The sequence below is a fragment of the Haloarcula montana genome, from assembly GCF_035666295.1.
GTDB classification, from domain to species: domain Archaea; phylum Halobacteriota; class Halobacteria; order Halobacteriales; family Haloarculaceae; genus Haloarcula; species Haloarcula montana.
Genome location: NZ_CP142027.1, coordinates 1,635,529 through 1,653,115 on the forward strand (window position 1 = coordinate 1,635,529; position 17,587 = coordinate 1,653,115).

Sequence of the window (17,587 nt, forward strand, 5' to 3'; positions counted from 1 at the left end):
CGTGGAGTAGTGGGCGGCGCCGACCAACGAGAGGGGTCGCCAGATGGAACGGCGAACGCAGTGAGCCGTGGAGTAGCGCGAGGGGCTGAGCGAAGCGCCTCGAAGTGCGAGCGGTGACCGCGAGAAGCGGGCGACGCCGACCAATCGGCGACTTCTCGACTCGTTCGGTGTTGCTCGCGGCTCACTGCGTTCGCCGCTGCGCTTTCCCGAGGGCCGCTCCCGCTGGTCGCGCCCCTCGCACGACCGCGGGATACTTGTCCCGGCCACGCCAACCGACAGTCGATAGATGGACGCTCCGCTGTGGACCGAAACCTACGCGCCGGACCTCGACGAGATCCCCCAGCCACAGGCCCGCGAGCACCTCCACGGGGCGATCGAGGAGCCGATGAACCTCCTCGTCCACGGTCCCAAGGGGGCCGGCAAGACCGCCGCGGTCCGGGCGTTCGCCCGCGAGGTCCACGACAACCCAGACGCCGACTTCACCGAACTCAACGTCGCCGACGTCTTCGATCTGACCAAGAAGGAGGTCGCCAACGACCCCCGCTTTTCCTCGTTCATCGACAGCAAGCGCCGCCGGGAGTCCTCGAAGGCCGACCTCATCAACCACGTCCTCAAGGAGTCGGCTAGCTACTCGCCAGTCTCGGGCAGCTACAAGACGATCCTGCTGGACAACGCAGAGGCGATGCGCGAGGACTTCCAGCAGGCGCTGCGCCGCGTGATGGAACAGTACTACGAGGCCACGCAGTTCGTCATCGCCACCCGGCAGCCGTCGGCGCTGATCCCGCCGATCCGGTCGCGGTGTTTCCCGGTCGTGATGCGGGCGCCGACCCACGAGGAGACGGTGTCGGTCCTGGGGGGCGTGGCGACGGCGGCCGGGGCCGACTACGACGACGACGGCCTGGAGTACGTCGCCGGCTACGCCGACGGCGACCTTCGGACGGCCATCCTCGCGGCCCAGACCACCTACGAGGCCGAGGGCGCGGTGACGATGGACACCGCCTACGAGACGCTCAACGATCTGCAGGCCGACGACCAGGTCGAGTCGATGGTCGTCGCCGCCGAGGAGGGGCGGTTCACCGACGCGCGCTCGACGCTCGACGACCTGTTGGTCGACGAGGGATACGGAGCCGAGGACGTCCTCGACGACGTGTTGGCGGTCGCTCGCTCCCGACACTCGGGCGACCGACTTGCCGAGGTCCACCGGCTGGCCGGCGAGACGGATATGGCGCTGACCGAGGCGGCGAACGAGCGCATCCACCTCTCGCAGTTGCTGGCGGAGTTGGGTGAACTCCAGCCGTCGGAAACGGGACGGTGAGCCCAGCCGTCCGGGTCCATCGGCGGCGCCACGTTCCGCGGAGCGACGGCGGTGGCACGTTGCCGACGGTGACCGTCGGCGTTCCGCCCGCTCCACACAGGACTCTTCAGACGGGGGTCCGATAGGACAACCATGTCACAGTCGGACCAGCGGAACAATCTCAAGATCCTGCTCGTCGGATTGTTCCTCCTTTTCGCCCCAGCCCTGTTCGTGGTCGTCACGCTGGAGTTTCTCATCCTCACCGGAGATCTCGTCCTGAGCGACATCTCCCTGCTGGACTTTCTCGAACTGTATCTCATCGACCTCGTCCTGTTTGCGGCCGTCGGCTACGGTATCTATCGGCTGACCCTGTGGGTCGTCGCAAACCGGCTCCCCGAGACACTCGACGGACAGGAGCTTCAGGGGACGGATTCCGAGCCGGCCGACGGCGACAGCCGTGAGGCGTCCGGCGACGAGAGCCGGTGACGGCACACACTGGAAACGGCGGGGTAGCGGCTTCGAAATCCTTTTAGGCGCTTCGGGGGGAAGTAAGGCCAACGAACTATGGACATCGATATCATCAACGAAGACGAGAATCCGATGTTGCACAGGACGGACGTCCGGTTCGAGGTCGTCCACGACGAGGCCACGCCGTCCCGACTCTCCGTGCGTGACTCCCTCGCCGCGATGTTGAACAAAGACGCAGCCGAGGTCGTCATCCACGAACTCGACACCAAGTTCGGGATGCGCAAGACCGTCGGCTACGCCAAAGTCTACGAGAGTCCCGAACACGCCCGCGATGTCGAGCAGGACTACATGCTCGAACGAAACAAGATCGTCGCCGACGGCGAAGAGGGTGAGGAAGCATAATGGCGCACAACGAGTACTACTCCGACGACGGCGAACTCGACCGCGAACAGTGTCCGCGCTGCGGTGACACGGTGCTTGCCGACCACGAGGACCGCAAGCACTGCGGGAAGTGCGGCTACACCGAGTGGAAGTAACGGGCCGTATGCGCGTTCTCGGTATCGAAGGGACCGCCTGGGCAGCCAGTGCTTCGGTCTTCGAGACGGACGACCCCACCGTCGCGGCGGGCGACGACGACCACGTCTTCATCGAGACCGACGCTTACCAGCCCGACAGCGGCGGCATCCACCCACGCGAGGCCGCCGAACACATGGGCGAGGCGATCCCACAGGTGGTCCAGACAGCACTCCACCACGCTCGCGAGCGAGCCGAGACTGCCGGCGAGGACGGGCCGCCGGTCGACGCAGTCGCCTTCTCGCGGGGTCCCGGCCTCGGGCCGTGTCTCCGCATCGTCGCGACGGCTGCCCGCGCCGTCGCACAGCGACTCGACGTTCCGCTCGTGGGCGTCAACCACATGGTCGCCCACTTGGAGGTCGGCCGCTATCGCTCGGGGTTCGATTCCCCGGTCTGTCTGAACGCCTCCGGCGCGAACGCCCACGTCTTGGGCTACCGGGGCGGGCGCTACCGCGTGTTGGGCGAGACGATGGACACCGGCGTCGGCAACGCGATCGACAAGTTCACCCGCCACGTCGGCTGGCAACACCCCGGCGGTCCGAAGGTCGAGCGCCGCGCTCGCGAGGGCGAGTACCACCCGCTCCCGTACGTCGTCAAGGGGATGGACTTCTCGTTTTCGGGGATCATGTCCGCCGCGAAACAGGCCGTCGACGGCGATCGTCCGATCGAAAACGTCTGCCGGGGGCTGGAGGAGACTATCTTCGCGATGCTGACCGAGGTCTCCGAGCGTGCGCTGTCGCTGACCGGCGCTGACGAACTCGTTCTCGGCGGCGGCGTCGGCCAGAACGAGCGACTCCAAGGGATGCTCCGGGAGATGTGTGAGCAGCGGGGTGCCGACTTCCACGCCCCCGAGGACCGGTTCCTGCGGGACAACGCCGGCATGATCGCAATGCTGGGTGCGCGGATGTACGCCGCCGGGGATACCATCGCGGTCGCGGACTCACGCATCGACTCGAACTTCCGGCCCGACGAGGTGCCGGTCACCTGGCGGGCCGACGAGGCCGTCGGCGCCGACGCGAGCCGACGGGTCGACGGCGCGGCCGACGACGCGACAGCGGTCACCGGCGCGGAGGCGACCGTCTCGATCGAACCCGACCGCGTCGTCAAAGAGCGGGTCCCGCGGAGCTACCGCCACCCGACACTGGACGACCGTCTGCGGACCGAACGGACCCGCCAGGAGGTCCGCCTGACCAGCGACGCGCGCCGCCACGGCGTCCCGACCCCGCTGGTCCGTGACATCGACCTCCGGGACTCCCGGATCGTCTTCCAGCGGGTCGGTGACGACGACCTTCGTGGAGTCCTGACCGAACCACACGTCCGAGATGTCGGCCGGTCGCTGGCCCGTATCCACGACGCCGGTTTCGTCCACGGCGATCCGACGACCCGGAACGTCCGGGTCGCTCCCGACGCAGAGGACCGCCGGACCTTCCTCATCGACTTCGGCCTGGGCTACTACACCGACGAACCCGAGGACTACGCGATGGACCTCCACGTCTTCGCCCAGTCGTTGGCCGGCACCGCCGACGACCCGGACGCGCTGTTCGACGCGGCGCTGTCGGCCTACCGAACTGAGGCGAGCGACCCCGGTCCGGTGTTTACGTCGCTCTCGGACATCGAGGGACGCGGGCGCTATCAGTAGCTCACCGGCTGTACTCGTCGGTCGCCGCCTGGATCGTCGTCGCCGGGTTCGGCTCCAGGGAATTCAGAACGTGCATGAACGACGACTCGACGTTTTCGGGACAGTCGGGACCGATCTCGGTGCCGTCGTTCCCGACGAAGACCCGGTAGAGCAGCCGCGTGGTGACGTACCGCTTCCCGTCGTCGAACTCGTAGGGCAGGCGGGTCCCGACGGTGTTCGATCCCCCGGATGCGCTGAGTGTCGCCTGGAGCGTCTCGCCCGCGAACTCGAACTCCACGATAGAGACCCCTTCTCTGGTCTCCCCCGGTGCGTACGGTTCCTCGTACTGGCCACGGCTCTTGTAGGCCGACTGGGTGATGCGCAGCAGTTTCGGGTACGGTGCCGTGTTCGGGTCCGGCACCCGCATCTGGATGTTGAACCCCGGCGGCGAGGCGTAGGTGATGTTGCTCAGTGCCGCTGGCCGTTCTCCCCGGACCGTCAGCGGGTGTTCGCCGGGGTCGAACGCCGCGTACTCGCCGACGAGGTCCGAACAGGTCGCCGGGCCGCCGCCGCTCGTGGGCGTCGCTGACTCAGTTGTGGCACCGCCGCCTCCCTCGTCCATTACCTGATCGGTGGCCCCGCCGCCCTCGTCCATCGGTTGGTCGGTGGCCTCCCCGCCCTCGTCGGTCGCCGGTGCGCCCCCATCGTTGGACTCGCTGCCGCCACAGCCGGCCAGACCGACGGCCGCCGCGCTTCCCAGCGAGGACAGCAGTCGCCGTCTGCTCGTTCCGATGTGTTCGCGCTCGTCGCCGTCGGTTGCCTTCCAGTGTCGCATAGGGGCACCTTACCCGGTCGGGACAATAGAGCCCGACACTAGCCCTCTAGTGACCCCCCACGAGGCGGCGACGATACCTGCACTCGCGTCCAGCGCTGCCGAGGTGACAACTGACTTAATGCCCGGGACAGTATCAGAGGGTATGGACGACAAGCCACAGTCCGGGACCCTCTTCGGCGTGCCGTACAACTTCGAGCGACCGAGCCTCAAGCGCCTCGTGTCCTCGTACTGGAAGCCCGGCGACGGGATGCTCGTCGAGAAACCGTTCGGCATCGGCTACACGCTGAACCTGGCGAACTGGCGCGCGTGGGTCGTGCTGCTGGTCGCCGGCGTGATGCTGTACCTCGAACGCGGCGGCGAGGCGGAGGCGTTCGACGAGGACGACGAGGACGAACCCGTCGAAGTCGTCGTCGACTGACGAGGGCGACTGTTTTCGGCGGTCGATAGCGGCGGTTTCGACGGCTCTTTTGCCGTCGACCCACCAGTTCCGGTATGCTCAGTTTCGTGACGACCAACCCCGGGAAAGTCCGGGAGGCGACCGCCTATCTCGACGACGATGTCGAACAGTTCGACTTCGACTACCCGGAGATCCAGGCCGACGACCTGGCGGCGGTGGCCGCCCACGGCGCTCGGTCGGCCTACCGGGCGGCGGACGGCCCCGTCGTCGTCGACGACGCCGGCCTCTTTGTCGACGCCTTCGACGGCTTCCCCGGCCCGTACTCCTCGTACGTCGAGGACACCGTCGGCGTCGAGCGCGTCTGGCGCATGACCGAACCAGAGACCGACCGCTCGGCGGCGTTCAAGACCGTCATCGCGTACTGTGACGGCGATCCGCTCTCGACCGACCGGGGCCACGAGGGGAGCGACGACGAGGCACCCGTGGCGCTGTTCGAGGGGCGGGTCGACGGGACCATCGTCGCGCCCCGCGGCGACGGCGGCTTCGGTTTCGATCCGATCTTCGAACACGAGGGGGCGACCTTCGCGGAGATGAGCACCGACGAGAAAAACGCCGTCTCCCACCGTGGCCGCGCCCTCGAATCGTTCGCCGAGTGGTACGCCGACCGATGACCGTCGCGGGACCGGCGCTGATCACGGGCGCGTCGGCCGGTATCGGCGCGGCGCTGGCCCGCGAGTTCGCCGCGAACGGCCACGACGTGGTGTTGGTCGCCCGTCGCGAGGATCGACTCCAGTCGCTGGCGACCGAGATCGAACGGGTTCACGGCGTGACCGCGACGCCGATCGCGATGGATCTGGACGATCCACGGGCGGCGATCGACCTCCACGAGACGGTCACCGAGCGGGGGCTGGATGTCGGGGTGCTCGTCAACAACGTCGGCGTCGGCACCTACGGCCCCTTCGCCGACAGCGACCTCGATGCCGAGCGCACCCAGTTGCGGCTCAACGTCGTCCTTCCGGTGGAGCTGACCCGCCTGTTCCTCGACGAGTTCGAGGACGGCGGCGCGGTGCTGTCGGTCGGCTCGATGGCCGGGTTCCAGCCCGGCCCGTTCCTCCCGGGCTACTACGCCAGCAAGGCCTACGTCAACAGTTTCACGCAAGCCGTCGCCGAGGAACTGCGCGACGACCCGGTCGACGTGACGGTCGTCTGTCCCGGCCCGGTCGCCACGGAGTTCCAGGAGCGTGCCGGGATGGGCGACTCGACGGTCGGCTCGGTGACGACCAACTCCCCCGAAGCGGTCGCCGAGGCCGCCTACGAGGGCCTCGTCGCGGGCGAGACCGTCGTGATCCCGAGCCGGCTGATGCGCGCGGTCGATCTCCTCGGGCGAATCGCACCCCGCTCGGTGACCCGGCGGATCGCCCGGCTGGTCAACGAGGGGCGTTAGTTGACTGGCTGTTCGAGCAGGCGGTCGCCGGTCCCCTCACAGCGGACCGTGACGACCTCGTAGTTCGAACAGCAGGACTCGACGGTCTCGGTCGTAAAGGTCGCCGCGCTGCCGTCGGGACATTCCCGGACGAACACGCGCAGACCGGCCAAGGTCTCCCCCCGAGCACCGGGCGAGAGCTTCGCCCACTCGTCGGTCCACTCGGCCAGCGTCCGGGCGGCTGCGACATCGACACGCAGTGCCGTCTTCGATGGCCACTGTCCCAGACGGCCACCGTCACGGTGGATCGTGACCGCGTCGTCGAACTGCTGGATGCCGACCTCGGCGGCTTCCAGCCCGAGCAGTTCGACGACACGACGGGGGTCGATGTCCTCGGGGACCTGCCGGAGTTCGCGGGTCCAGGCCTCGTCGAAGGAGTCGGTGAGACAGAGGTCGTCGACGTCATCACAGGGTTCCAGGACATCGAGTTCCAGCAGCATCGTCTCCAGTTCGATGTCCTCTTCCTCGAAGTGGCTGGTGCCCGTCTCGGCCGCCGGCCCCTTCCCGAACCAGGCCAACAGCCAGGGCGGCATATACCGTTTCGTCAGTTCCGGAGTCCCGGGAACCAGATACCCCCGGAGCCAGATCGACAGCGCCGATCCGGCCAGCACAAGCAGGGCCGCGACGCCACCGGCGACCGGCGTCGCGACCGTCGCGACCCCGACACCGACCGCACCCGCCAGCGTGACGGCGATGACGCTGTTGACGACCGTACAGGGAAGGCAGCGGTTCGCTCCGGTGTACTCGGGATTACGGAGTCGGGACAGCATATCGATGTCCAGTCGTTCGTGGCTCGTGGGGAAAAATTCGACGGGGCGAAACCGGTCAGGCACGCGGGTCCCGGTCGGGGCCGGGGTACTCCCCGCCCTCGACGGCAGCGTACAGCGATTCCGGATCGAACAGCCCCGCGAAGGCGTCCGGTGGTCTGATGCTCACCTGCATGTGCGACTGGAGCGCGGCGGCGGTCTGTGCGCTGCCAAGCCGCTCGTCGAAGGACAGCAGGTGTCCGGCCCCGCCTCGATAGGCCGAAGCCAGTGCCGGGTGGTCCCCCGACGGGTGTTCGACCCGCTCGCGTTCGCACTCGATCCGTTCGCGCCAGTCGGTCGCCAGCGACGGATCGCTCAGCCGCTCGATCACCGCCTGTGCGTCGTTCAGCAGGGGATCGCTGGCGACGAGGGTCATCCAGGCGTGGCGCCGCACGTGGTCCAGCGCGGCCCGGGCGGGGCCGTCGCCACACAGGAGGTCCGCCGCCAGCACGTCGGCGTCGGCGACGACGCGGGCCGGCGACGACTCAGGCATCGTCGCGGCGTTCCGAGAGCGTTTCGCGGATGTCCTCGACGCTCGTCCCGGACTCGCTCGCTCGTTCGAACAGCTCTTTCCAGGTCATACGGCGACGAACGGACGGGAGCGCAAAAGCCGTACCGTCTGCCGCCTGTCTGACGGGTGTTTATTTCCCGAGGAACCCTCGCCTTATCCGGGCGCGCACCGGCGACCAATCCTATCCTATCCTCCCACAGCGCGCCCGGATACCCCTCTCACGTGTTTTCAGGCAGAGGCTTCGCCGCCGAACGCCGCCCGGACTTCGTCGAGTCCCTCGGGTGCAGCCATCACGGCGACGCTGTCGCCGGCCTCGATCTCCGTCTGCGGAAGCGGGATCGTCATCGACTCGTGTGCGCGACCGTGTGCGTACACCCGAGCCTCGCCGGGGAGGTCCAGTTCGACGACACGCGTGCCGATCACCGGCGACCCCTCGGGGACCCGGACGCTGGCGATCGAGAGCTTCTCGGTCAGGTCCGCGAAGACGTTGAAGTCCCCGCCCAGTAGTGCCGTCTTCGCGCCGGCAGCCCCGAGCCGTTCGGGGTAGATGATCTCGTCGACGTCGGCAGCGTACTTCTCGTAGATCTCCTCGCGGTAGTCGGCGTCGATCCGCAGAACGGTCCGACAGCCGAACTCCTTGCCGATCATACAGGCGGTGAAGTTGGTGTTGAGGTCGCCGGTCAGTCCGCCGATGGCGTCTGCCGTTTCGATGCCGGCGTCTTCGAGGACGCTCTCGTCAGTACCGTCGCCCTCGAAGACGGTGAACCCGGCGTCGCGGGCGCGATCCGCTTTCTCTAGATCGTTCTCGACAATGCTGACTTCGTGGCCCTCGCTCTGGAGGATACGCGCGGTCCGCGAGCCGACGCGACCGTAGCCGACGATGACGAACTTCATGGGGACCGATACGACAGCCTCCGGTATAAATGTGAACGGGTGACAGGGTATCAGCTGGTCCCGGTCGCCGTCGACTCGTTGTCGGGGAGCGGTAACGACGTCCCCTGGCTGTCGTCGCTCACCGTGACGTTTGCGCTGTCGGTGACCGCCTGACCGGCGTCGAGGTACGGACCATCCGCGGCGCCATCGGTGGCGACGAAGCCGTAGGTCTCGTCGCCATCGGTGTCTAGATGGGGCATCGCGATCAGGCTCTGGTTCTCGGTCAGTTCGTCTTCGTCGAAGGAGGCGCCGGGAACGTCGAAGAGGCCGATCGTAACGTTCTCGTGGAGGCCCGGTTCGAGATAGTCGGAGACGCCGACGACGCTCCCGACAGCGTCACCGTCGAACAGGCTCTCGTTGTGGATGGCGACGAACCCGCCCTCCGAGACGTTCACCGAGTCGACTGTGACGGTCTCCCCGTCGGTCGACTGGTCGGACACGGAGACAGTCGCTGACTCGGTCGTGGTCGGTGATGTCGTCGTAAGCGTGATGAGGGCCGACTGGCCACGCGCTACGGTGAATACGCTGTGGATGTAGCTTCCGGGCTCGATTCCCGCGGTGTCGGCGCTGAAGCTGACTTCCGTGGAGTCGTTGGCTGCCAGTGTGACAGTCCGCTCTGCGAGTTGGTTGCCGCTGAAGCGGAACTCGACGGACTGGGCGAGCGCGAACGCGTTCGGGTTGGTGATCGTCGCGTTCACCGAGACGGTGTCGCCAGCGGTCGCCGACGCGGGTGCCGAGAGGTTCGCGACCCCGAACGATTCGATCTCCTCGACGATGCGGACCTGTGCCGGCTGGCCGCGGGTCTGCGTGTAGACGCCCAGGAAGTACGTCCCCTCGGCGACGGTCGTGTTGAGCGGGTAGTCGACCGTCGTCGATTCGTCGGGACCGAGGGTCACCTGCTCGCGTGCGGCAACGTCGCCATCGACTCGGAACGTCACGGTCTGTGTCTCGACGACGTTGTTGGGGTTCGTCACCGTCGCGTTGACGGTCTGGTTGCTTCCCCGCTCAACAACCATGGGGACCGATAGATCGCGTACAGTGAACGACTCGCTGGTTGTCTGCCCGACCACAGTGACGTTTGCGCTGTCGGTGACTGCTTGTCCGGCGTCGAGGTACGGACCATCCGCGGTGCCATCGGTGGCGACGAAGCCGTAGGTCTCGTCGCCGTCGGTGTCTCGATGTGGCATCGCGATCAGGTTCTGGCTCTCTGTCAGTTCGTCTTCGTCGAAGGAGGCGCCGGGAACGTCGAAGAGGGTGACCGTGACGTTCTCGTGGAGGCCCGGTTCGAGATAGCCGGAGACGCCGACGACGCTCCCGACCGCGTCACCGTCGAACAGGCTCTCGTTGTGGATGGCGACGAACCCGCCCTCCGAGACGTTCACCGAGTCGACCGTAACCGCGGTTCCGTCGGTCGATTGGTCCGAGAACGAGACGGCCGTGTTGCCCGCGGCGTTCCCGGCGTTGGCAGTCTGTGCCATACCCGGTCCAGTGAACGCGACGAGCGTTAGCGCCGACATGAGCAGGATGCCGACCATCGTCACCGATGTCAACTTCTCTGTGACTGTATCCATAGCCGGTTCAGCGCACGGTCGAAGCGTGGATAAAGCGGGACAATTGTTTACGATCTAACACTGGTGGTTGGGGCTGGTTATCGGTAGAAACGAGTTCCTATAGCGATGCAAAGCCGGCCGCTCGACCGACTAAAAGCCTATATGTTCGACTTACTGGATTCGGGTCTGTTGGCTACCATCGCCTATCGATAGCGAATGTAAATATTTATCGACACTTTTCGACCGCCGGAACCGGCGGTCGGTGGCTTTCGACACGCGTTTACCCGTCGGCGGCCGACGGTGCGACGAGATGCGCGTGACGTTCCTCGGGACGAGTGGGGCCGTGCCGACGACACAGCGAAACACGAGCGGGCTGTTCGTCAACAAGGACGGCGATTACCTCCTGTTCGACTGCGGCGAGGGGACCCAGCGCCAGATGATGCGTTTTGGAACGGGGTTCTCCGTCGATCACCTGTTCGTGACACACCTCCACGGCGATCACGTCCTGGGGATTCCGGGGCTGCTCCAGACGTTCGATTTCAACGACCGAGACGCCCCCATCGCGATCCACACGCCCGCTGGAACCCGCGGGAACGTTCGGCAACTCATCGAGGCCAACGGGACGAAACCGTCCTTTCCGGTCCGGATCAACGAGCTCTCTGCCGGCGACGTCGCGCTGGACGGCGAAGACTACACCGTCCGGGCGATCGCGACGACCCATCGGTGCGCGTCGGTCGGCTACGTCGTCGACGAGGACGACCGCAAGGGTCGGTTCGACCGCCGGAAAGCCGAGGAAGAACTGGGCATTCCGCCGGGACCGAAGTACTCGAAACTCCACCGGGGCGAACCGATCGAACACGACGGGCGGACGATCCAGCCCGACGAGGTGGTCGGGCCACCCCGCCCCGGTCGGACATTCGTCTACACCGGCGACACCCGGCCGATCGACGCCGTCGTCGAGGCGAGCGCCGACGCCGACCTGCTCGTCCACGACGCGACCTTCGCACAGGACCGGGCCGACCGCGCACAGGCGACGGCCCATTCGACGGCCCGCGAAGCCGGCCAGGTTGCGGCCGACGCCGGCGTCCGCGCGCTGGCGCTGACCCACATCTCGACGCGCTACGCCGGGCAGACCGACCGACTGGCGGCGGAGGCCGGCGAGGTCTTCGACGGCGAGGTGTTCGTCCCCGAGGACGGCCGCGAACGCGAGGTCGCCTTCCCCGACAGCGAATAGTGGTACCTTTACGGACGGATACGGTAGCCGCGGTATGACCTATCGGATGGTACACGTCGGGCTCGGTGGCCGTGGACGCCACTGGGTCGAACAGTCGATCCCGCCGAACGTTGCGGCCGGTCGCATCGAGGTCGCCGCCGCCGTCGATACCGACCCCGATCGGCTCACGCTCGCCCAGTCGGAGTTGGATCTCGCTGCCGAGCGCTGCTATACGGATCTGGAGACGGCACTGAGCGAACGCGAGGCTGATTTCGTCTCGATCGTAACCCCGCCGGCCGCCCACGAACCGGTCGTCGACATCGCCCTCGACCACGACTGTCACATCCTCTCGGAAAAACCGATCGCGGACACGCTAGAGGGGTCGGTCCGGATCGCGAAGAAGGTCCGGGAAGCCGACAAGAAGATGGGGATCACGATGAGCCACCGCTTCGATCAGGACAAGACGACGTTTCGCCGTGCGGTCCAGGAGGCCAGTCCGATCGACTATCTCACGGCCCGGTACACCGGTAACGTCCGCGAGCGGGGGGTCTACTCCGACTACGTCCACGAGATGGACGACCTGCTGTTGCTCGACGGCGCGGTCCACCATCTGGATATCCTCGCGTCGCTTGTCGACGCGCCCTGTGAGACGGTCTATGCCGATACGTGGGTCCCCGACGCCGCCGACTACGAGGGGGACTGTAGCGGCTTCGTGACGATGTACTTCGCCGACGGCACCCGCGTCCAGTACGAAGGGAGTTACGCCAACGCGACGGCGATGAACGGCTGGGGCCACGAACAGTTCCGTGCGGAGTGTCGCGACGAGACGATCGTCCTGGACCACCGTGAACTGACTCGATACCCCTTCGACGCTGACGATGTCGGCAACTGGGGACGGAAACCCGAGGGCGAACAGCTCCCGCTGGACGAACGCCCCACCTGGGAGAACACCTGGCTCATCGAGCAGTTCTGTGACTGGCTCGACGGGACCGCCCGGATGGAGACCAACGTCGACGCCGTTCTCGAATCGATGGCCATCGTCTTCGCGGCTATCGAGAGCAGCAAGCGCGACGAAGTGGTCAACGTCCAGGACCTGCTCAACGAGGCCCACGCCAACGCCTGAATCAGGCGGTCAGGGAGGCGAGAAGACAGGTTCACACGAGTCGAGCCACTACCGCTGTCCACTCCCGGGTTCACGGTAGACGCTCCCGCGGCGTTCGTACTCCATCTCGCGGGTGACCCGTTCAGCCACGTCCTCACCCCACTCGCGTGCGACCAGATGGACGGCGAGATCGAGCCCCGAGGTAACGCCGCCGGCGGTCAGCACGTCGCCGTCGTCGACCACGCGGGCGTCGACCACCTCGGCACCAGTCGCCCGGAGGTCGTCGATCGCACCCTGATGAGTGACCGCCGGCCGCCCGTCGAGCAGTCCCGCCCGAGCCAAGAGCATCCCGCCGGTACAGACGCCGGCGACGGTCGCGCCGCGGTCGTGGGCTGTCGCCAGCAGTTCGGGCAACTCTCCCCGTTCGGCTTCCGCCCACGCGCCGTCGTCCCCGCGCGTGTTCCACCCACCACCGGCGACGACCAGGAGGTCGGCGTCGACGGCAGCTAACGGCCCGTCCGGTTCGACGCGGAGGCCGTGGCTGGCGGTCACCGTCTCGGTCTCTCGGACCGACCGGAGTGTCACGTCCCACCCGGCACCCGCGCGGCCGGCGTTCTCGAACACCTCGTAGGGACCGACGGCGTCCAGTTCGTCGAATCCCTCGTAACAGACCACTGCGACAGTGTCCATACCCCGAACAGCGTCACCACCGGCAAAGCCATAGCGATGTGGTACCACGGCTCCCACACGCTCTTTGTCGGCGCCGTCTACCCCGTGGATATGTCCCGCCCGCTCCACCTCGTCGACGTGTTCGCCCGCCAGCGCTACGCCGGCAACCAACTCGCCGTCGTCTGTGACGCCGGCGGTCTCGACGCGACGGAGATGCAGGCAATCGCCGACGAGATGGACTTCTCGGAGACGACCTTCGTCACCGGCCCGCCCGAGGACGGCGCGTGGCCGGTCCGGATCTTCACGCCCGCCGAGGAGGTGCCCTTCGCCGGCCACCCGACGCTCGGAACCGCGGCGGTGATCCGCGAACACCTCGCGACGGGCCGCCCGGAGACGGTGGTGCTGGATCTTCCCGTCGGGGATATCCCCGTCGAGACGGTCGCAGACGGCGACGGCGAGTCGCTGTGGATGACCCAACAGCCTCCCGCGTTCGGTGACCGCCTCGCCCACGAGGATCTCGCGGCTGTCCTGGGACTCCCGACCGACGCGCTCGACACCGACTGGCCGGTGCAGGTCGTCTCGACCGGGCTTCCGACGGTCGTCGTCCCGCTTCCCGACCGCGAGGCGCTGACGAGTATCGACCTCGATCGGGCGGCCTACGACCGCGTGACCGGCGAGCGCGAGGCGAAGAACGTCCTGGCGTTCTGTCCGGACCCGCGGGACGACGCCAACGATGTCGCCGACCGCGTGTTCGCGCCCTTCTACGATGTCCCCGAAGACCCGGCGACCGGCTCCTCGAACGGCTGTCTCGCGGCGTATCTGGCCCGCCACGAGTTCTTCGGCGGCGACACCGTCGACGTCCGGGTCGAACAGGGATACGAGATGGGACGACCGTCGCTGCTGGAACTGTCGGCCGACGCCAGCGGCGACGTGGTCGACGTTCGCGTCGGTGGCCGTGTCGTCCCGGTCGCTCGCGGCGAGTTGGTGTAGCGGTTCGATCCCGCTACTGCTCGCTATACGAGACCCCTTCGATCGGAATCCCGCTACTGCTCGCGGTTCGCTTCGCTCACCGCTGCGCCTCGCTACTCCACGGCTCACTGCGTTCGCCGTTCCGTCGAGATTCCTCGCTGTGCTCGGAGTCTCGCTACTCGCGGCTCCCGCTGGTCGCCGCTGCGCTTCTTCGAGGGACCTCCCTCCGGTCGGTCCCTCGCTATTCGTGCCCGTACACCGGAACCGGCTCGTACGGCTCCTCCAGATACGCCATGTCGGACGCCGAGAGGTCGATCTCCAGGGCTTCGACGGCCTCCTCTAAGTGCTCGATACTGGAGGTCCCGAGGATCGGCGCGGTGGTGTACTCGTTCTCGAAGTGCCAGGCCATCCCGATCTGGGCCATCGTCACGCCGTAGTCGGCGGCCAGTTCCTGGACGCGCTCGTTGATCTCCTGGCTGCCTGACCCCTCGTCGTACGGGACCTCCGCGTTCTCGTTCTCGTGGACGCCCCGGGTCGTCGACGTGAACTCCTCGTGGGGACGGGCGAGATAGCCCGCTCCCAGCGGACTCCACGGGATGACGCCAACGTCCTCCCGATCACAGAGGGGCAGCATCTCGCGTTCCTCCTCGCGGTACGTCAGGTGATAGAGGTTCTGCATCGTCTCGAAGCGGGCCAGCCCCTCGCGGTCGCTGATCGCTAGGGCACGCTGGAACTGGTAGGCCCACATCGAGGAGGCACCGACGTGTCGGACCTGCCCGCGCCGGACGGCGTCGTCGAGCGCCCGCAGCGTCGTCTCGATGGGCGTGTCGTAATCCCAGCGGTGGATCTGATAGAGGTCCACGGTGTCCATCCCGAGTCGGTCAAGGGAGTTCGACAGCTCCTGCTCGATGGTCTTCCGCGAGAGTCCGCGTGCGTTCCGGTGGTCGTCGGCACCGGGGAACCGGACCTTGGTCGCGACGACCTGCTCGTCGCGGTCGTACTCGGCCAGTACGTCGCCCAGGATCTCCTCGCTCTCGCCGGCCGAGTAGACGTTGGCGGTGTCGAAGAAGTTCACGCCCAGGTCGATCGCCCGCTCGATGAGGTCGCGGCTCTCCGCTTCGTCTAACATCCACTCGCGGCCGCTCCCGAAGCTCATACAGCCCAGACAGATCTTGCTGACCTCCATCCCAGTCGAACCGAGTGTGGTGTACTCCATAGCCGGGTGTCGGGCGCGGCGGATAAATCCCCGTCGCTGTCAGTCCTCGCGCTCCGACGCCCGCGGCAGGGACAGTGTCACCGTGTTCCCCCGCTCGTCCGCCGTGTGCTTGATGGTCCCTCCTGCCAGGTCGACGGTCCAGTAGACGAGCCAGAGCCCACAGCCGCGGCTGTGGTTGACCGCCGACATCTCGTGGTCGCCCAGCAGGACGTTCCGGTCGTACTCCGGGATCGGGGCCGCGGTGTCGTCGACAGTCACCTCGATCCGGTCGTCGGTCGACTCGACGGTGATCCGGACCCGCGGCGTCCCACGATCGTTGTGGTGGATGGCGTTCTCGACGAGTTCCGCGATCGCACATTCCAGTTCGCCGGGGCCGTCGACGATCGCAGTCTTTGGAAGCGAATGCTCGATGTCCGCCTCGGGGTACTGGTCGCCGAGGCGTCCGGTGACACCCTGGATTGCCCCGACCATGTCGGTCGTCGCGGTCCGGGGTTTCTCGGTGAGCATCTCGACGATGTCGCGTTGTTTCTCCGCAGTCTCTAAGAGCCCCTCACCGGCACGGCGGATCATCGCTGCGTGGGTCTTGACGTCCGCGGCCGGGTTGGACTCAAGGGTATCGGCGCTGCCGATGACCACGGTCAACTGGTTGCGGATGTTGTGCCGCAGGAAGTTATCGAGCACCGCAAGCTGGCGCTCCCGGCGGCGACGGTACGTGACATCGCGGCTGAACCCCGCGATACGGACGACCTCGCCGTCCCTGACGATGGGTTCGCCCTGGACCCAGACCCACCGGTTATATCCCGTCGTGGGGTTCACGCGGTACTCCATATCGACCCGCTCACCGGCCGAAAGCTGTTCTAAGGCCGCTCTGACGCTCTCCCGATCCGGTGGATAGATAGACTCGAAGAAGTTCTGTGGGTCCGCTTCGAGTTCCTCGACAGACCTGCCGTACACCGTCTCGTAGGCCGGGTTGCAGAACAGTAGTTCCTCCCAGTCCCCGTCAAACATCCACAGGACATCGTCGGTGGTATCGGCCAGTTCGGCGAGCCGTTCCTGACTCTCGATGCGCGCCCGTTCGGCCTCGACGCGGTCGGTGACGACCCGGGAACTGACGACGTACCCCTCCAGTTCGGTGTCGGTCACGTTCGACATCCGGCTTTCGAGCCAGACCCACGACCCGTCGCTGGCACGGTGGCGGTACGTCGACGTGGTCGCCTGGAACGCCTCGGACTCGACGACGGAGCCGAAGGCGTCCTGTACTGTCTCGCGCTCCTCGGGGTGGATGTGCTCGAAGGCGTTCGTCCCGACCAGCGCTGCGGGTTCGTAGCCGAGGATCGGCTCCGCGGCCGCGTTGACGTACGTGTAGGTCCCCGACTCGTCCAGTACCGCGATCTTGTCTTGCGTGTACTCAAGCAGGAGCGTCGAGGGACCCGAATCACTCATGCGGCCCAACGTTGTGTCTGTAGCCTGAAAACACCGATGGCGGTCCCACACCGGTACAGTCATCTCCGGGGCTCTCGAACCCAGCGGGCATGGACTTGGCACACGTCGCGCTCTGTGTCTCGGATCTCGACCGCTCGATGGCGTTCTACGAGGCGCTGGGTTTCGAGGAGACGAACCGATTCACGCTCAACGGCGTCGAGAACGTCTACCTGGGACGGCCGGGCTCGGACGGCGACATCCAGCTCCGCTACGATCCCGACCGGACGACCCCGATCGCACCGAGCCGTGCCGACACCGACCACGTCGCCTTTACCGTCGACGACGTTGACGGACAGTTCGAGACGGCCATCGAGGCCGGCGGTGTGGCGGTCCTGGAACCGACGACGATCCCCGAAGCCGACGCCTACGCGGCCTTCGTCGAGGACCCCGAAGGGTACACGCTCGAACTGTTCCAGTGGGACTGATCCGGCACAGCGCCCGGTTCCACGTCGACGCTGGAACCGACGA

20 protein-coding genes are annotated in these 17,587 nt (G+C 66.8%); 12 read left to right on the forward strand and 8 right to left on the reverse strand.

Going from position 1 to position 17,587, the window contains the following annotated elements; genetic code table 11:
• Positions 1-286: 286 nt before the first annotated feature.
• The 5 genes from VJ109_RS08505 (at position 287) to VJ109_RS08525 (ending at position 3,974) form a co-directional block, all read left to right on the forward strand.
• The gene (locus tag VJ109_RS08505; RefSeq protein WP_324755979.1) at positions 287-1,315 is read left to right on the forward strand and encodes an AAA family ATPase; all 1,029 of its coding nucleotides are present in this window, start codon (positions 287-289) and stop codon (positions 1,313-1,315) included.
• A 132-nt stretch (positions 1,316-1,447) separates the two neighbouring features.
• A complete protein-coding gene (locus VJ109_RS08510) occupies positions 1,448-1,780 on the forward strand; it encodes a hypothetical protein (protein WP_324755981.1) in 333 nt (110 codons plus the stop codon).
• Between the two features lie 78 nt (positions 1,781-1,858).
• Positions 1,859-2,164: a 30S ribosomal protein S24e gene (locus VJ109_RS08515; RefSeq protein ID WP_276178457.1), complete on the forward strand. Its 306-nt coding sequence runs from the start codon at positions 1,859-1,861 to the stop codon at positions 2,162-2,164.
• Positions 2,164-2,298, forward strand: coding sequence for a 30S ribosomal protein S27ae (locus tag VJ109_RS08520; protein WP_276178455.1), 135 nt, complete (start codon positions 2,164-2,166; stop codon positions 2,296-2,298). The genes VJ109_RS08515 and VJ109_RS08520 overlap by 1 nt, the downstream gene beginning before the upstream one ends.
• Positions 2,299-2,306: 8 nt before the next feature.
• Complete coding sequence (locus VJ109_RS08525; protein ID WP_324755983.1) at positions 2,307-3,974, forward strand: bifunctional N(6)-L-threonylcarbamoyladenine synthase/serine/threonine protein kinase; 1,668 nt, start codon at positions 2,307-2,309, stop codon at positions 3,972-3,974.
• A gap of 1 nt (position 3,975) precedes the next feature.
• On the opposite strand, the gene VJ109_RS08530 is transcribed toward VJ109_RS08525, so the two are convergent.
• Positions 3,976-4,788: a hypothetical protein gene (locus VJ109_RS08530; RefSeq protein ID WP_324755984.1), complete on the reverse strand. Its 813-nt coding sequence runs from the start codon at positions 4,786-4,788 to the stop codon at positions 3,976-3,978.
• 142 nt (positions 4,789-4,930) lie between these two features.
• On the opposite strand from VJ109_RS08530, the gene VJ109_RS08535 reads away from it, so the two are divergent.
• The 3 genes from VJ109_RS08535 to VJ109_RS08545 all read left to right on the forward strand — a co-directional run bounded on the left by VJ109_RS08535 (position 4,931) and on the right by VJ109_RS08545 (position 6,629).
• On the forward strand, positions 4,931-5,206 hold the full coding sequence (locus VJ109_RS08535; RefSeq protein WP_324755985.1) for a DUF5808 domain-containing protein: 276 nt from the start codon (positions 4,931-4,933) through the stop codon (positions 5,204-5,206).
• 74 nt (positions 5,207-5,280) lie between these two features.
• Entirely contained in the window at positions 5,281-5,856 is a 576-nt protein-coding gene (rdgB, locus tag VJ109_RS08540; RefSeq protein ID WP_324755987.1) for an RdgB/HAM1 family non-canonical purine NTP pyrophosphatase, read from the forward strand.
• Positions 5,853-6,629: an SDR family NAD(P)-dependent oxidoreductase gene (locus VJ109_RS08545; protein WP_324755989.1), complete on the forward strand. Its 777-nt coding sequence runs from the start codon at positions 5,853-5,855 to the stop codon at positions 6,627-6,629. Before rdgB ends, VJ109_RS08545 begins: the two co-directional genes overlap by 4 nt.
• On the opposite strand, the gene VJ109_RS08550 is transcribed toward VJ109_RS08545, so the two are convergent.
• The 4 genes from VJ109_RS08550 to VJ109_RS08565 form a co-directional block, all read right to left on the reverse strand.
• On the reverse strand, positions 6,626-7,438 hold the full coding sequence (locus VJ109_RS08550) for a DUF8054 domain-containing protein (protein ID WP_324755991.1): 813 nt from the start codon (positions 7,436-7,438) through the stop codon (positions 6,626-6,628). The two genes, VJ109_RS08545 and VJ109_RS08550, sit on opposite strands and share 4 nt — an antisense overlap.
• A gap of 55 nt (positions 7,439-7,493) precedes the next feature.
• Entirely contained in the window at positions 7,494-7,967 is a 474-nt protein-coding gene (locus tag VJ109_RS08555; RefSeq protein ID WP_324755993.1) for a DUF7384 family protein, read from the reverse strand.
• Positions 7,968-8,213: 246 nt separating this feature from the next.
• Positions 8,214-8,879 (reverse strand): potassium channel family protein, encoded by a 666-nt coding sequence (locus VJ109_RS08560; protein ID WP_324755994.1) that lies wholly within the window; start codon positions 8,877-8,879, stop codon positions 8,214-8,216.
• A gap of 50 nt (positions 8,880-8,929) precedes the next feature.
• Positions 8,930-10,489, reverse strand: coding sequence for a DUF7282 domain-containing protein (locus VJ109_RS08565; protein ID WP_324755996.1), 1,560 nt, complete (start codon positions 10,487-10,489; stop codon positions 8,930-8,932).
• Positions 10,490-10,778: 289 nt separating this feature from the next.
• On the opposite strand from VJ109_RS08565, the gene rnz reads away from it, so the two are divergent.
• Together rnz and VJ109_RS08575 are read left to right on the forward strand one after the other, a co-directional pair.
• Positions 10,779-11,702 carry a ribonuclease Z gene (gene rnz, locus VJ109_RS08570; RefSeq protein ID WP_324755998.1) on the forward strand — a complete coding sequence of 308 codons (924 nt, stop codon included), beginning with the start codon at positions 10,779-10,781 and terminating at the stop codon, positions 11,700-11,702.
• 34 nt (positions 11,703-11,736) lie between these two features.
• The gene (locus tag VJ109_RS08575; protein ID WP_324756000.1) at positions 11,737-12,804 is read left to right on the forward strand and encodes a Gfo/Idh/MocA family protein; all 1,068 of its coding nucleotides are present in this window, start codon (positions 11,737-11,739) and stop codon (positions 12,802-12,804) included.
• A 48-nt stretch (positions 12,805-12,852) separates the two neighbouring features.
• Here the strand turns inward: VJ109_RS08575 and VJ109_RS08580 are convergent, their stop codons facing one another.
• Positions 12,853-13,473 carry a DJ-1/PfpI family protein gene (locus VJ109_RS08580; RefSeq protein WP_324756002.1) on the reverse strand — a complete coding sequence of 207 codons (621 nt, stop codon included), beginning with the start codon at positions 13,471-13,473 and terminating at the stop codon, positions 12,853-12,855.
• Positions 13,474-13,563: 90 nt separating this feature from the next.
• Here VJ109_RS08580 and VJ109_RS08585 point away from each other — a divergent pair, with 90 nt between their 5' ends.
• Entirely contained in the window at positions 13,564-14,442 is an 879-nt protein-coding gene (locus VJ109_RS08585; RefSeq protein WP_324756004.1) for a PhzF family phenazine biosynthesis protein, read from the forward strand.
• Positions 14,443-14,662: 220 nt separating this feature from the next.
• Here VJ109_RS08585 and VJ109_RS08590 read toward each other — a convergent pair whose 3' ends face one another.
• Complete coding sequence (locus tag VJ109_RS08590) at positions 14,663-15,637, reverse strand: aldo/keto reductase (protein ID WP_324756006.1); 975 nt, start codon at positions 15,635-15,637, stop codon at positions 14,663-14,665.
• A gap of 39 nt (positions 15,638-15,676) precedes the next feature.
• Positions 15,677-17,080, reverse strand: a complete 1,404-nt coding sequence (locus VJ109_RS08595; RefSeq protein ID WP_324756008.1) for a PAS domain-containing sensor histidine kinase — start codon at positions 17,078-17,080, stop codon at positions 15,677-15,679.
• An 89-nt stretch (positions 17,081-17,169) separates the two neighbouring features.
• On the opposite strand from VJ109_RS08595, the gene VJ109_RS08600 reads away from it, so the two are divergent.
• Positions 17,170-17,544 carry a VOC family protein gene (locus tag VJ109_RS08600; RefSeq protein WP_324756010.1) on the forward strand — a complete coding sequence of 125 codons (375 nt, stop codon included), beginning with the start codon at positions 17,170-17,172 and terminating at the stop codon, positions 17,542-17,544.
• Positions 17,545-17,587: the final 43 nt, after the last annotated feature.

Coding starts and splice junctions, on each gene's coding strand:
- VJ109_RS08595 (WP_324756008.1), bottom strand. CDS start 17,080: ATGAGTGATTCGGGTCCCTCGACGCTCCTGCTTGAGTACACGCAAGAC.
- VJ109_RS08580 (WP_324756002.1), bottom strand. CDS start 13,473: ATGGACACTGTCGCAGTGGTCTGTTACGAGGGATTCGACGAACTGGAC.
- VJ109_RS08550 (WP_324755991.1), bottom strand. CDS start 7,438: ATGCTGTCCCGACTCCGTAATCCCGAGTACACCGGAGCGAACCGCTGC.
- VJ109_RS08520 (WP_276178455.1), top strand. CDS start 2,164: ATGGCGCACAACGAGTACTACTCCGACGACGGCGAACTCGACCGCGAA.
- VJ109_RS08510 (WP_324755981.1), top strand. CDS start 1,448: ATGTCACAGTCGGACCAGCGGAACAATCTCAAGATCCTGCTCGTCGGA.
- VJ109_RS08600 (WP_324756010.1), top strand. CDS start 17,170: ATGGACTTGGCACACGTCGCGCTCTGTGTCTCGGATCTCGACCGCTCG.
- VJ109_RS08590 (WP_324756006.1), bottom strand. CDS start 15,637: ATGGAGTACACCACACTCGGTTCGACTGGGATGGAGGTCAGCAAGATC.
- VJ109_RS08585 (WP_324756004.1), top strand. CDS start 13,564: ATGTCCCGCCCGCTCCACCTCGTCGACGTGTTCGCCCGCCAGCGCTAC.
- VJ109_RS08560 (WP_324755994.1), bottom strand. CDS start 8,879: ATGAAGTTCGTCATCGTCGGCTACGGTCGCGTCGGCTCGCGGACCGCG.
- VJ109_RS08575 (WP_324756000.1), top strand. CDS start 11,737: ATGACCTATCGGATGGTACACGTCGGGCTCGGTGGCCGTGGACGCCAC.
- VJ109_RS08535 (WP_324755985.1), top strand. CDS start 4,931: ATGGACGACAAGCCACAGTCCGGGACCCTCTTCGGCGTGCCGTACAAC.
- VJ109_RS08555 (WP_324755993.1), bottom strand. CDS start 7,967: ATGCCTGAGTCGTCGCCGGCCCGCGTCGTCGCCGACGCCGACGTGCTG.
- VJ109_RS08515 (WP_276178457.1), top strand. CDS start 1,859: ATGGACATCGATATCATCAACGAAGACGAGAATCCGATGTTGCACAGG.
- VJ109_RS08505 (WP_324755979.1), top strand. CDS start 287: ATGGACGCTCCGCTGTGGACCGAAACCTACGCGCCGGACCTCGACGAG.
- rdgB (WP_324755987.1), top strand. CDS start 5,281: ATGCTCAGTTTCGTGACGACCAACCCCGGGAAAGTCCGGGAGGCGACC.
- VJ109_RS08525 (WP_324755983.1), top strand. CDS start 2,307: ATGCGCGTTCTCGGTATCGAAGGGACCGCCTGGGCAGCCAGTGCTTCG.
- VJ109_RS08565 (WP_324755996.1), bottom strand. CDS start 10,489: ATGGATACAGTCACAGAGAAGTTGACATCGGTGACGATGGTCGGCATC.
- rnz (WP_324755998.1), top strand. CDS start 10,779: ATGCGCGTGACGTTCCTCGGGACGAGTGGGGCCGTGCCGACGACACAG.
- VJ109_RS08545 (WP_324755989.1), top strand. CDS start 5,853: ATGACCGTCGCGGGACCGGCGCTGATCACGGGCGCGTCGGCCGGTATC.
- VJ109_RS08530 (WP_324755984.1), bottom strand. CDS start 4,788: ATGCGACACTGGAAGGCAACCGACGGCGACGAGCGCGAACACATCGGA.